The 12,341-nt window shown below is 53.8% G+C and carries 13 protein-coding genes and 2 pseudogenes; 6 read left to right on the top strand and 9 right to left on the bottom strand.

Features of this window, described 5'->3' with window-relative positions; genetic code table 11:
- Nucleotides 1-30 precede the first annotated feature (30 nt).
- Nucleotides 31-147 (top strand): annotated as a pseudogene (thiH, locus tag WJM78_RS21060) (2-iminoacetate synthase ThiH); the annotation flags it as partial.
- Between the two features lie 570 nt (nt 148-717).
- Here thiH and WJM78_RS21055 read toward each other — a convergent pair.
- Nucleotides 718-1,854: an ISAs1-like element ISKpn31 family transposase gene (locus tag WJM78_RS21055; RefSeq protein ID WP_339009338.1), complete on the bottom strand. Its 1,137-nt coding sequence runs from the start codon at nt 1,852-1,854 to the stop codon at nt 718-720.
- A 246-nt stretch (nt 1,855-2,100) separates the two neighbouring features.
- On the opposite strand from WJM78_RS21055, the gene WJM78_RS21050 reads away from it, so the two are divergent.
- Together WJM78_RS21050 and WJM78_RS21045 are read left to right on the top strand one after the other, a co-directional pair.
- On the top strand, nt 2,101-3,357 hold the full coding sequence (locus tag WJM78_RS21050; protein ID WP_339011737.1) for an ATP-binding protein: 1,257 nt from the start codon (nt 2,101-2,103) through the stop codon (nt 3,355-3,357).
- A 3-nt stretch (nt 3,358-3,360) separates the two neighbouring features.
- Nucleotides 3,361-3,876: a hypothetical protein gene (locus WJM78_RS21045; protein WP_339011734.1), complete on the top strand. Its 516-nt coding sequence runs from the start codon at nt 3,361-3,363 to the stop codon at nt 3,874-3,876.
- Between the two features lie 203 nt (nt 3,877-4,079).
- Here WJM78_RS21045 and WJM78_RS21040 read toward each other — a convergent pair whose 3' ends face one another.
- From WJM78_RS21040 to WJM78_RS21030, 3 genes are read right to left on the bottom strand one after another with little or no spacing between them, the layout of a single operon-like run.
- Entirely contained in the window at nt 4,080-4,622 is a 543-nt protein-coding gene (locus tag WJM78_RS21040) for a GNAT family N-acetyltransferase (RefSeq protein WP_339011731.1), read from the bottom strand.
- Entirely contained in the window at nt 4,622-5,038 is a 417-nt protein-coding gene (locus WJM78_RS21035) for a GNAT family N-acetyltransferase (protein WP_339011728.1), read from the bottom strand. The genes WJM78_RS21040 and WJM78_RS21035 overlap by 1 nt, the downstream gene beginning before the upstream one ends.
- A 28-nt stretch (nt 5,039-5,066) precedes the next feature.
- Nucleotides 5,067-5,702 (bottom strand): Vat family streptogramin A O-acetyltransferase, encoded by a 636-nt coding sequence (locus WJM78_RS21030; RefSeq protein WP_339011725.1) that lies wholly within the window; start codon nt 5,700-5,702, stop codon nt 5,067-5,069.
- Nucleotides 5,703-5,939: 237 nt separating this feature from the next.
- Between WJM78_RS21030 and WJM78_RS21025 the strand changes: the two genes are divergently transcribed.
- Nucleotides 5,940-6,521 carry a penicillin-binding protein activator LpoB gene (locus WJM78_RS21025; RefSeq protein WP_212512555.1) on the top strand — a complete coding sequence of 194 codons (582 nt, stop codon included), beginning with the start codon at nt 5,940-5,942 and terminating at the stop codon, nt 6,519-6,521.
- A gap of 67 nt (nt 6,522-6,588) precedes the next feature.
- Here the strand turns inward: WJM78_RS21025 and WJM78_RS21020 are convergent.
- A pseudogene (locus tag WJM78_RS21020) lies at nt 6,589-6,921 on the bottom strand (GNAT family N-acetyltransferase).
- Nucleotides 6,922-6,923: 2 nt separating this feature from the next.
- Nucleotides 6,924-7,241 (bottom strand): DUF6968 family protein, encoded by a 318-nt coding sequence (locus WJM78_RS21015; RefSeq protein ID WP_042037900.1) that lies wholly within the window; start codon nt 7,239-7,241, stop codon nt 6,924-6,926.
- 762 nt (nt 7,242-8,003) lie between these two features.
- Here WJM78_RS21015 and WJM78_RS21010 point away from each other — a divergent pair.
- Nucleotides 8,004-9,203, top strand: coding sequence for an HAAAP family serine/threonine permease (locus WJM78_RS21010; RefSeq protein ID WP_339011718.1), 1,200 nt, complete (start codon nt 8,004-8,006; stop codon nt 9,201-9,203).
- A 65-nt stretch (nt 9,204-9,268) separates the two neighbouring features.
- On the opposite strand, the gene WJM78_RS21005 is transcribed toward WJM78_RS21010, so the two are convergent.
- Nucleotides 9,269-9,907, bottom strand: coding sequence for an exopolysaccharide biosynthesis protein (locus WJM78_RS21005; RefSeq protein WP_339011715.1), 639 nt, complete (start codon nt 9,905-9,907; stop codon nt 9,269-9,271).
- Nucleotides 9,908-10,149: 242 nt separating this feature from the next.
- On the opposite strand from WJM78_RS21005, the gene WJM78_RS21000 reads away from it, so the two are divergent.
- Complete coding sequence (locus WJM78_RS21000; RefSeq protein ID WP_275929194.1) at nt 10,150-10,773, top strand: outer membrane beta-barrel protein; 624 nt, start codon at nt 10,150-10,152, stop codon at nt 10,771-10,773.
- Nucleotides 10,774-10,966: 193 nt separating this feature from the next.
- Here WJM78_RS21000 and WJM78_RS20995 read toward each other — a convergent pair whose 3' ends face one another.
- Nucleotides 10,967-11,395: an N-acetyltransferase gene (locus tag WJM78_RS20995; RefSeq protein WP_339015964.1), complete on the bottom strand. Its 429-nt coding sequence runs from the start codon at nt 11,393-11,395 to the stop codon at nt 10,967-10,969.
- Between the two features lie 129 nt (nt 11,396-11,524).
- Nucleotides 11,525-12,082: a hypothetical protein gene (locus WJM78_RS20990; protein ID WP_212512552.1), complete on the bottom strand. Its 558-nt coding sequence runs from the start codon at nt 12,080-12,082 to the stop codon at nt 11,525-11,527.
- Nucleotides 12,083-12,341: the final 259 nt, after the last annotated feature.

The raw sequence follows: 12,341 nt of genomic DNA, 5'->3' as shown, positions 1-12,341 counted from the left end.
TGGCGCTGAGCGTAGCGAAGCCCAACATACGAGATGGAGCAGTTTGCCATCCACGATGACCGCTCGGTGGGGGAAGTGGCGGCCGCCGTGCGGCAGGCGGGGTTGCAGCCGGTGTTTAAAGATTGGGAACCGTTTTTGGGCCGATAGGGGCGGCCAGGCCCCCCTTTTGCTGGTGGCATCCGGGCGTCCAGCCAGACTCCGTGCCTGTGGCAAGCAGGCACGGTTGTGCCATGCAATCGTAGGGTCGATTAGCCGTCAGGCGTAATCGTCCGTTCCGAGGTATGGCGTTGGCGGCAGGAGCCGTTGTGTGGTGGCACGGCTTTGCCGTGCAGGACGCGAGGCCGCTGGCCTCGAAGGGGTTTCGCCCGCCCTTCGGGCTGGGGCGAGTGACTTTGGAAAGACCCAAAGTCACCAAAGGTCTTTTCCCCCGCTTATTCGCCCGACTTACGTCGGGTTCCTTCGGCTCACCCGCTTGTCCGACGGCACGCGCCGACGGGCCGTCCATGGCCCGGCGCCGCTCGCTCGACATCCTGTCTCGCGGCCTGGACAAGCGGGCTCGCCTCAGCGAATAAGAGGGGGGAAACCAATACTGTGCCCACCATAATTTCAGGGACGTAGTCGTAGGGACAATAAGCGGAGCAGTTGCACAACCCACAAATGGCTTTGCTACGGCCACGAGCCTCCATCTAGACCCAGGGCGAGAGCGTGAACATATTGTTAAAATTCACCCAATTTGTTGAGGCCAGCATTGAGTACCTTTTCCAGGTATTCACTGCTCATTCCTGCAATCTTTTGCTTCCGTCTGATGCTCGCTTTGCGTGAAGTTTCAGCCCTGAGCATGTTCAGCCCCATGTGCCGGATGCACGCAAGGATCTCTGCGGCATCACCGCGATAAATTGGGCAATCGTCCTCGCCCATCGTGACGTCCAGCACCCAGTGCAGGCTATTTTCGATGGCCCAGTGCCCACGTACCGCTCGTGAAAACTCATCCCGCGTCAGCGCTTTGGAACTGATGTAATAACGCTGTTCAAGAGTGATTTTTTCCATTTTTTCAATGCGATAAGAGATGGCCACGCCAATGCTGCACAACTGTTCCCAATGAGGAAACTGGGCAGCTAACTCACCCGCCGCCATGATATGGTACTCACGACCATCGATGCGCCCATGAGCCTTATCAAGTGTCATCGTTGCTGCGCATAATGGGGTAGCCGCCAGCGGGGCCAGGGCTTGCCGGACCGCCTCGAACAACTTGGGCTGGTTGCCTTTGACGGCCAACAAGTAATCGCCACTTTGCTGGAGGATGGTCTCGACGATCTCGGTTTGGCACCCCATCGCATCGATGGATACCAGGCAGCCTTTGATGTCGAGCAACGCCAACAAGTCGGGAATGGCGGTGATTTCATTGGACTTGGCGTCGGTTTTTATCTGTCCGAGCACCAGTTTATTAGCGGCGGCATAGGCGCTTACCATGTGAATGGTCGACGTTCGATCTTCACGGTTATAGGAACTGCGCAGGGTTTTGCCATCGATAGCGACCAAGGCGCCTTCGGTGTGCTGGTTGATGGCTTGAGTCCAACGTACGAACGCGGCCTGAAACGGCTCTGGTTTGATACCGGAGATGATCCTGGCGATGGTGTCATGGACAGGAATACCATTTTTAAACAGCCCCTTGGATTGAAACCAAGGAAGATGAACCTCACCGAAATCTTCAATATCTTCCCAGCCGTCTGCGCCACCGATCACTGCGCAGACGGTGAGAAACAGGACATCGTAGAAAGGATAATAAATCTTGGCATGCTGGCGAGGGTCGGGAATATCATCGAAAAACTGAGCAAAAACAGCATCAATAGACATGAAGGCACTCCTGAAAAAGGAGCATAAGATCACAGCTGGATCGCAGGGTCAAACCTGTTTTTCTTGGTCAAAAAACGTTCGCGATCTTGCCCTGCATCTAGACCTTACTTAGTCATCGACCCCAGAAATAATGTAAGTTTTTCCATTACAAAGTTGTGTTTTGGACAGTTTTTTGTTCAAAACGAGCCACTAATGGTCTATGTTATACTTCACTAACAGGCTGAAGGCTTGTTTGAGGAGAAAAAAATGATTAAGTGGTATAAATTCAATAACTTTCATTCTTTCTTGGATGAAACCTACGTAGACTTTACATCAGGTCCGAAATCTTCTTATTCTGATATTGATTTTGAACTTGATGTGAACACCAAGGTATCAAAAGTGGCGGCTATTCTTGGTGCTAATGGTTCTGGTAAATCAAACCTTATGAAGCCATTAGCATTCTTGCGCTGGTTTTTGACTAGTTCGTTTAAAGATATAAAGCAAAGAGATAACATCCCTCTTGAGGTGCATTGCGCATCCAAACAATTGAAAACAAAGATTGAAATTGAGTTTTGCATCCCGGCAAGTACAGATGACAATGAGATTGATACAATAGAATGCCGTTACTTTGTCGAGCTTGATAACACTCGTGTATATCATGAGGAGTTGAAGTTAAAAACATCAAGACTCTACTCTAGAGTATTCTCTAGGAAATATGACTCCAAAGCTAAGAAATATAATTTCAATCTTAGCAAGTACATGCCTAAGGATGTAGAATCAATTGTAGATAAAACACCTCATAATGCATCTGTTATATCATTTTTATCTAGGCTTGATGGTGCTGATGAAATTAATGAAAAAAAACTGTCAGTGTGTGATGTTGTGCATATATATTTCTACAACACAGAAACAAATTTGGATCTCCATGGCAGATATCATGAAGATATAGATAGAAAAATATTGATTACCTCTGAAGAATATAAAAAAAATCCAGATATAAAAAATGCTGTCATTGACATCATTAAGTCATATGACATGGGCTTGATTGATGTTAGGTTAATAGAGAAAACTATTATTGACAATAATGGCAAAGAGGAAAATAAAATGTTGCCATATGGTGTTCATATACACAGTGGCGAAGAATTTATGATTCCTCTCAATCATGAATCTAGTGGGACTAAAGCTGCTTATTGCATGCTTTTTAGCTTGGCATCCATACTGAAATATGGCAGCGTTGCAATTCTTGATGAGTTGGATAACGACCTTCACCCCCATATCTTGATTGAAATAATTGATCTTTTTAGAAATCCTGAGATAAATATAAATAATGCTCAATTAATAATGTCTACGCATACACCAGAGGTACTAAAACATTTAAAAAGACATCACTGCTTTATTGTTGAAAAAGAGAACTCAGTATCCTCTGTTTGGCGATTAGATGAAATTGATGGTCTTCGTAGTCAAGATAATCTATATGTCAAATATATGACAGGTGCAATTGGTGGTGTACCAAACATAGGTTAAATTATGAAAAGAAAAAAGATACTAAAGAAAACTCTCATTTTTGTCGGGGAAGGAGTTGCAGAACGTGTTTTTTTACTTCATTTGAGGTCTTTTTTTTCGGATGGTTCGTTGGCTATAACAGTTAAGTCTGCTGGAGGGAAAGGTCCTGAGCATATAATTGATGATGCAATCAGAACATGGCAATGTGAAGGCTATGATTATTGTGCTGTGTTGCTAGATACGGATATCGCATGGCCAAATAAAATTGTTAAGGAGGCAATTAAAAGAGGTGTGTTATTGATCGGTAGTTCGCCTTGCATTGAGGGATACTTACTTAAACTATTGGGTCATCCTGTGCCTGTTGAAAGCAGAGTTTGCAAATCAAAATTAGATGAGATCGGGTTTGGTCCCACAACAGATAAGAAATCGTTTGAACGGCATTTAAGTCAAGATATTATATCTAAGCATCTTAAGGAGGATTGTCAGGATGAAGTAATTTACAAGGTTAATCTAGTTATGACTGGAGGTGTGTTTAAATAAATAGGGCATATTGCATGACTCGTAAATAATGGAACCTATATGGTATAAGGGATACTTGATTTTTGTAGTCGCTTAGTATTTTTGAACATCTTTATTTTGACTGGTGCTGGGCAGCATGGTTAAAAAATGGGCGGAGAGGAAAGTTGTTATGAAAATACTTTTTAGAGGTCATATAAGTTAGTCGCTATGCCCAACTACAGGCCTCAGTCCGTGGGAACAAGGACGTAGATATGTGCATCAATAGGCTGGTCATGGAGGAAGATGCGGTTTCTTGCTCGGCATTCGAAGGTGGCGCCTGAAGCGATAGCGACGGCTTCGCTGGCCGCGTTGCCAACTCCCATCACGATCTCCAGCCGAAATAGACCCAACTGTTCAAAGCCAAAGTCACGGAGCAGGGCGACCGCCTGTCGGGCGATACCGCAGCCTTGGCGGGATTGCCGCACCCAATAGCCGATATTGCCGTAGCGATGATGGGGCGACAGCTGGTTGATACCTGCGCCACCCAAGAGCTGACCGGTGGTGGCGCAGAAAATGCCCATATCGTAGGCACGTCCCGCCGCGCGATCCTGAGCGCAGATGGCAAACCACTCCAGTGCGCTGTCCCGAGTAAATGAGTGGGAACACCAGCTCATCCATTGGCCGACCGTCTCGATGGATTCGTGGGCTGCGCGGACAAACTCGTCGGCATCGCCCGCTTCGAACGGGCGGATAACGAGTGTGGTGTTGGCAAGGCGCTGGAATGTCATCACTTATCCTGCTTTTTCAGAAAGTAACTGATATGCCCCGGCGGCATATCGGGCAGTTGGCCAAAGACTTCGTAGCCCTGCTTCTGGTAGAAGGGGAGGGCCTGAAAACTGGTGGTTTCCAGATGGTAGTGGGTGATGCCCTTGCTTTGGGCGTACTGCTCCATGGCGCCGAGCAGGCGGCCGCCCCAGCCATCGCGGCGGAGGCTTTCGTCGATCCAGAGCCAGTCGATGTGCAGCCAGCCCCACTTGATGTCGGCGATGATGCCGCCGTGTACCTTGCCCTCTTCATCCTTGATAAAGCTGGCGATCCGCTCGCGCAGATGAGTACCGGCGTGTCCTATGTTGTAGCCCGAGAGACCAATGCGCAGCGCGTCGATCTCATCGTCCTGAGGCGTTTGGGGTGTGGTTAATTGCATCGTGCTTCCTGCTTGATGGTGGTTGTCTCTATCGGGTGACAGCTTCCAGCGCGGCTATCTCGCCGCCGCTTATGAGCGGCAGATGGCGGCTGATCTGCTCCACCGGCCAGTCCCACCAAGCGAGGGTATTGAGGCGGGCTATGGTGTCATCGTCAAAGCGGTAGCGGATCACCTTGGCGGGGTTGCCGCCGACCACGGCGTAGGCGGGCACGTCTCCGGTGACCACGGAGCGGGCGGCGATAATGGCGCCATTGCCGACGTTTACACCCGGCATGATGAGTGCCTCATAGCCTATCCAGACATCGTGGCCGATGACGGTATCGCCCTTGTAGGGGAGACTGCCCGGGGCGGGGGCGGCGCTCTCCCAGCCGTTGCTGAAGATAAAGAAGGGGTAGGTGGAGAAACCGGAGGTCTGGTGGTTGGCGCCGTTCATGATGAACTTGACCCCGCGGGCGATGGCGCAGAATTTGCCGATGATGAGCTTGTCGCCGATGAAGGGGAAGTGGTAGAGGACGTTGCGCTCGAAGCCCGCCGAATCCTCCGGGTCGTCGTAATAGGTGTAGTCACCCACCTCGATATTGGGCCCCTTGATGGTGTTCTTGATAAAGCACACCTGGGGGAAGCCGTTCATGGGGTGGGGATTGGCGGGGTCGGGTCCGTGCACTGTGCTCTCCTTTCGAATCTGTCAGCACACTACCGTAAAGGAATGTGATGAGGGCCTGCCACCTTTTTTTGGTGTATCACTGGCCGGGTGCGGGTTGGCCAGGCTCTGTCGTCCAGTGTCATCTGGTGTATCGACCCGGGGCGGGTTTGTCTCTAGCATGGAGCAGATGCGGGGCAAGGGCTCCGCCACGGGCTTTTGGCGAAGTCCGTTCTACGGACTTTTGGCGGAGAGAACACGATGAAGATGCGTCACCTGCTTATGCTGAGCGCCCTGCTGCTGGGCGGCTGTGCGGTCAATCCCTACGGCGGTACTCAGGCGCCTGTCAGTGAACCGGACCAGCCGGTGAGCCAGCCGGATAAACCGGTTACCAAGCCGGATACCGGGGCGCCCCTGCCCAAGCCGGTGGCCCCGACCGGGCTGGCGCTGGCCATGGCGGATGCCTTCGTGCAGGCCCCCGAGGTGCGGGAGCTGGTGAAGAGCGGCAATCCCGTGCTGCTGCTCACCCCGCCCCAGAACGGGACGGGTGAACCCTTCGATACCCGCCCCATGGCGGCGGCCATGAGCAAGCGGATCCAGTCCAAAAGTGGTTTTCGCTTCGTCGATCCCGGCCAGGTGGCTGCCATCACAGGCCAGCTTGAGTATCAACAGGGGAGAATGAATCCGGCTTCATTGGTGCGGCTCGGCCGCCAGACCGGGGCCGGTTACATGCTCTATGGGGATCTGGTGTCCGAGGGTAGTCGCTATCGACTCACCATGAGCCTGATGGAGTTACGCAGTGGCGAGCTGCTCTGGAACGGCAGCCGTTCAGCCAGTCACTAAACATGACAAAGAGGCTTGATGGTCATTGCATTCAACCCTCTTGTTTCCATGCCCCTGGCTGCGCCTGTTACTGCTCCGTCTTGTTCAGAAAATAGCTGATATGCCCCGGCGGCCTATCCGGCAGCTGACCAAAGACGGCGTAGCCCTGTTTCTGGTGGAAGGGCAGCGCCTGGAAGCGGGTGGTTTCCAGATGGTAGTGGGTGATGCCCTCTCTATGCAGCCAGCCCCATTTTATCTCGCCGAGAATACTGCCCTGCACCACGCCCTCTTCATCCCTGATAACGCGGGCGATCCGCTCACGGGTTAATGGGCCCGTGATGGTTTCGTTGAATTAATTCAGGCCGCTGCGCAGGGCGTCGAATTCTGTTGTGTCGGGTAGTTGAGGGGCGGTCAGCTGCATTGTCACACCTCTGGAAAATAGCAGGCGGCAATATCGACGGGCTGATCGGGGCAACCGGGCAGATAGAATTGCCAGCCGGCATCGGCGAAGGCGCGCAGCTCATTTTCGACAAATTTCAGGGCCAGGCTCAGGGCCTGCAGGGCATCGACGCCATAGATGAAGGTCTTGTCGCTCAGCCCCTCCAGCTTCACCTTGCAGCGCCAGTCGCCACTGGCGGATTTGGGGTCCCGCTCCGGCGCCTTGATTGCCATTTTCAGGGTCACTTGCTCGCCTTCGATGCTCACGGCCTCGAACTTGGCGGTCACTATGGTCTTCTTCATCTGGATATCCTTTCTCCGCTTGCCCACAATCCTGTTTCGCCAAGGCGATGAGCATGAAATGGTGAGTCTGGACAGACAACAAAAACAGACTCAGGAAGGTCAGCCTAATGGAACCAGCCAGAGGAGACAATGGCTGGACAGTGCGCAGTGTGAGCGGGATCGGCTTATCCGAACGCAGGACCTACTGTGGCCGGTTCTGACGGGGCGGGTGAGGGGGGGCGACAGAATAATGAAGGGGGCTGGCGATATCTATATCCGGCAATGTCGACTATTGGTGAGTGAGTCAATTAGTCGATATTATGACCCGCTGATTTCGCTGATATGCCCGGCTTGATGGTGCCAATATTATTGGCCTGATGACTGATTTTATTCATGTTATTGGACCACGCCCAGCAGTGTTGTCTTATGTTATCAGCCGGGAACGAACTGGTCATATTGAGAACAAAATGATACATCTCATTGTCTTTTGAAACAACACCACTCAAACAGCTATGAATTATTAACCTTGACCTTTATAGCGATTTCAACGATGGTAGCGTGACTTTTCCGCTTCATATTAGCTGTCTTATTGACCGCTGGCGGATTTTCTTTTTCTACAATCTGGTCGATATGAACAGACATATCACCTGCCTATTACACAGGCTAATAAAATAACAAATATGACAGACAAGTAAGGTGTATATCGCAATGAGTGTTGCTATTGCTGAAAAGAAGAATCCTGCTTCAAAGTTGAAATGGGAGAAAAGTGATTCGGTATGGACCATGGGATTATATGCCACTGCCGTCGGTGCTGGTACACTCTTTCTCCCTATTACCGTAGGCAGTAATTCCCCCGTTATTCTGCTGTTTATATTATTGATGGCATTCCCGCTCTCTTATTATTCCCACCGAGCGCTGAGTCGCCTGGTATTATCCGGTTCCCATCGGGAAGGGGATATTACCCATGTGGTGGAGGAGCACTTCGGTGCCAGGGCTGGCAAGCTGCTGATGCTGGTCTATCTGATGGCCTTCTACCCCATCATTCTGGTCTACAGCATCTCCATCACCAATGCTATCGAGAGCTTCATGGCGCATCAGCTGGGGGGCGCCGTGCTGAGCCGTGGCTGGCTGGTGCTGGCGGTGATGCTGGGGCTGCATCTGATCCTGCTGACCGGCAAACAGGTGGTGGTGTCGGCCATCAGCCTGCTGGCGTTGCCAATGGTCGTCTTCTTGCTGGGCATCTCCGTTTTTCTGCTGCCCCAGTGGAGCCTCTCCTATTTCAGCGAGAGTCCGGCGGTGGAGTGGCGCGATCCCGCCTTCTGGAAATCCCTCTGGCTGATCGTGCCCGTGATGGTCTTCTCTTTCAGTCATGCCCCCATCATCTCTTCCTTTACTGCCGCCCAGAAGAAGCGCTGCCATGTGAGCGCCGACGTGCGCAGCAAGCGCATCATCAAGTGCAGTAGCCTGCTGATCTGCGGCAGCGTGCTGTTTTTTGTCATCAGCTGTGTAATGAGTCTGAGCCAGGCGGAAATGGCGTTGGCCCGCACCGACAATATTTCCGTGCTGTCGGCGCTGGCGAACAAGTTTTCCAATCCGCTGATCGCCTATGTGGGTCCGCTCATCGCCATTTTGGCCATGTCCAAATCCTTTCTCGGTACCTCCATGGGGGTGAGCGAGGGGACTGTGAGCATGGTGAGCGGCGCCTGTCAGGGGTTGGGGCTCTCCCTCCGGGAGGTCACCATAGCCCGTGTCTCATCCGTTATCCTGTTTGTCGTGACCGGGATCATCACCTATCTGAACCCCAATGTGCTGGACATCATTGAGAAGGTGAGCGGACCGCTGATCGCGGTGATCCTGTTCCTGCTGCCTGCCTACTCCATCTATCGCCTGCCAGCGCTCGCGCGCTATCGCGGGCCCAGCACACTGTTCGTGATGGTGGTGGGACTGCTGGCCATCTCGGCCCTCATCTACGATCTGCTCTGACGAGCCGAAGAGAGCGCAAACAACAGGGGCGACCACTTGGTCGCCCCTTTTTCATGTCGGTGCCGTCAGCTCAGCAGGGTCGAGATGTTCTGCCCCGCCATCATCAGACCGATGGCCAGTGCGCTGAACCAGACCAGGGTCGCACTGACCAGCAGGTAGCCGCTGGCGACGAACAGACCGTCCCGCTGCAACATGCCGATGGCCAGCAGCAATATGGCCCAGGCGGGCATGGCATTGGTGAAGGGGATGGCTCCCAGCGGCAGCATCAATAGCAGGGCCGCCAGCATGAGCAGCAGGCCGTTGCAGCGGTTGATGGGGCCGCTGCCAGTCAATAGCAAGAGGCGCGGGCGAATGAAACGATCGACACGGGCCAGCAGGTCCGCGCCCTTGTGCAGGGTCGGCTTGAGCTGAGCGGCGGCGAAGCGACGCTCCATCAGGATAGCGGGCAGCCAGGGCACCCGGTTGAGGGTGATGCCGATGCCGATAAACAGGATCAGCAGGCCAAACGGGGTGCTGACGCCCGGGATGGAGACCGGCAGCAGGAAGGGCACAGTGAGCAGCACGCAAAACAGCAACATGCCCTGCTCACCCACCAGGGCCAGCATCTGGCGCAGGCTGATATGGCTCTCTTCGATGGCGTGGGCGGTCGCCCGCAGGGTGTCGGAGAGCTTGTGTTGCGGGTCTTTGAGTTGCGCGGCAACCATCCCCGGATGTCCTTATGGTGAGTTGAACCGGATCACCATGAGCCGGTTACGTGCCAGCATACGGGGCAGAGGTTAATCCCGGATGAATAACGGCAGTGGCTATGTGTCGCGTGGTGGCGGGATAGGATCGCGGCGGTGTGATCCTCCCTGCGAAAATGGGCTGATACAGGCTGGGTTTAGGATGGGGGTCAGGGGACTCTGATATGCTTGGTGGGCACTGGTGCACAAGCAGAGGGACTGTGATGAAACGAGCAGGGATCATGATGATGGGGCTCTTGCTGCCGCTGGGGCAGGCCTGGAGTGCCGAGGCAGCCGCCAGCACCGGTTGGCAGATGACGCCGTTTTTCGGCTACAGCTCATCCATCGATTTCGAGAAGAGCGGCGATGTGGTGCAGCCGGTGCCGCTCTCGGCCTCGCTGGATTCATTGCAGGGGCAGAGCTCCGGCAACTGGGGCCTCTTTATCAGCAAGGAGGTGGACGACCCCGGAATGGTAGAGCTGCTCTACAGCCACCAATCCACCCGCCTCTCCCCGGATCAGCCGGATCGCCTGACGGTGGACATGTTACATTTTGCCGGGGCGCTCATCTTGTCGGACAACCTGATGGCGCCCTACATAGGTGCTGGTATCGGGGTGACCCGTTTTGCCGCCTACGACAGCGAGGTGACGCCCTCCATGTCGCTGGCGCTCGGGGTGCTGCCACGCCTGACCGAGCATCTGGCGCTGCGGGCCGAGGTGCGCGGTTATGGCTCGCTGGTCAATGACAGCAACCAGTTTCTCTGCAACCCGGATAACTGCGTGTTCAAGGTGCGCGGCGAGCTGGTGACCCAATGGCAGGCCAATATCGGCCTGACTCTGAGGTTTTAAGTCCCATGATGGGGAGGCTCTCCTCACAGGAGCAGGCGCCTTGAATGTGTTGCAACCAGGGCCCCGCGAACTTCCCGTTCAGCTGACCGGCGATCCTGTTTCATCTGTGCGCGCAGACCTTGCACTTTGATGGCCTGCTGGTGCGGGCCGGGGATGGCTCGGCAAGCTTCCTCGCTATCGAACGGCGTTAGTCTTATGCCGACCAGGCCATCACCCACTCGGCGCAGCCGGTGTGGGGATCCTGCTGTTCGGCCTCTATCTGGAAGCCCTGAGCGAGATAGAAGTCGCAGCTGGCCCGGTTTTGCTGATACACCTGCAGGCGCAGTGTTTGCCGCTGCTGCTTGGCATGGGCCAGCAGCGCCTTGCCATAGCCGTGTCCTTGCTGCGCCGGGGTAACGAAGATGGCGGCCAGGGTCTCTTCATGCAGGGAATAAAAACCGAGAGCCTTGCCATCTTGCCAGAGCACATAAGAGTCGGCAGCGGGTAGATAAAGCTCTCGCATCGGGCCCAGATTGTCGTGCCAGTAACTCGATGGGATGAAGTGATGTGCCAGCAGGGAGGCATCCAGCCAGATGGTGAGGACGGTTTCCATGTCAGCTGTGGTGAAGGGGCGGATCTGCATCTGTGTTTCGTTTGGATTCATGATGGCGGGAATGCTAACAGAATTGGTGTTGTCGTCATCCCCATAGGCAGCAAAACTGATGGCCCAGTAGCAAAAAGGCGACCCATTGGTCGCCTTTGCTTGTTTAATTTATTTGCTGAAGGGGAGGGAGGAGTGATGCAGCACTATGCGCACCTTGCCGTCGTCCCCTTTCTTGAAGCCCCAGGTTTTGTCGACCGTGGTCTCTTTGTTATCCCGGTCAATCAGGTGCACATTGCCCATGGTGAGTGCCATGTTGCCATTGATGTAGATGGCAGCGTTGTCGTAGCTGTAACTTTTCCAGTTTTTGAGGGCGAAGCCGCTGTCGGCAGGATAGGCCGTGTTGTGGCCGACGAAGTAGGCGAGGGCCCCTTCCTTATTGATACGGAAGGTCTGTTCGCCGCTGGCCAGGGTCGGTTTGAACAGTACGGGGCCTTGGGAATAGCCATAGGCGCTGTCGAGTACCGCAGTGGCGGTCTTTTTGGCTTTCTCGATACCACCGCTACGGTAATCATCGCTGATCTGGATAAGGGCCTTACCCCAGGCATCTTGCGCAGCTTTTATCTCGGTTTCCGTGATGTTGCTGTTGGCGATCTCGGTGGCGCTAAGGGTTCCGCTGGCGGCGAGCAGAATGAGGACAAGGCCGTGCTTCTTGGTAAATAACTTCATCTTGTAATTACTCCTTGGCGTGTATGTTGTAGGGCATGACTCAGAGTTTATCGAACTGCGATGAATAAAATTTGAACCTGCCATTCAGGTTATATAAGCAAGGGATCTGCATCAAACGGCTAAACAGCTCCCATATGGTGCTTTGGGAGTATAGACCAGGGCTGGCGTGAGCGTTTCAGATCAGGGCGACCAGCACAGTGGCGAGGGCTGCCAGAGCCCATGTCGCGATGCAGCCGGGCTAGGCTGGCGGCGGTTCTGG

Origin of the sequence: Aeromonas popoffii (genome assembly GCF_037818705.1) — a bacterium.
In the GTDB taxonomy this organism is placed as follows: Bacteria; Pseudomonadota; Gammaproteobacteria; order Enterobacterales; family Aeromonadaceae; genus Aeromonas; species Aeromonas popoffii.
This window is presented reverse-complemented; position numbering and strand designations above follow the sequence as displayed.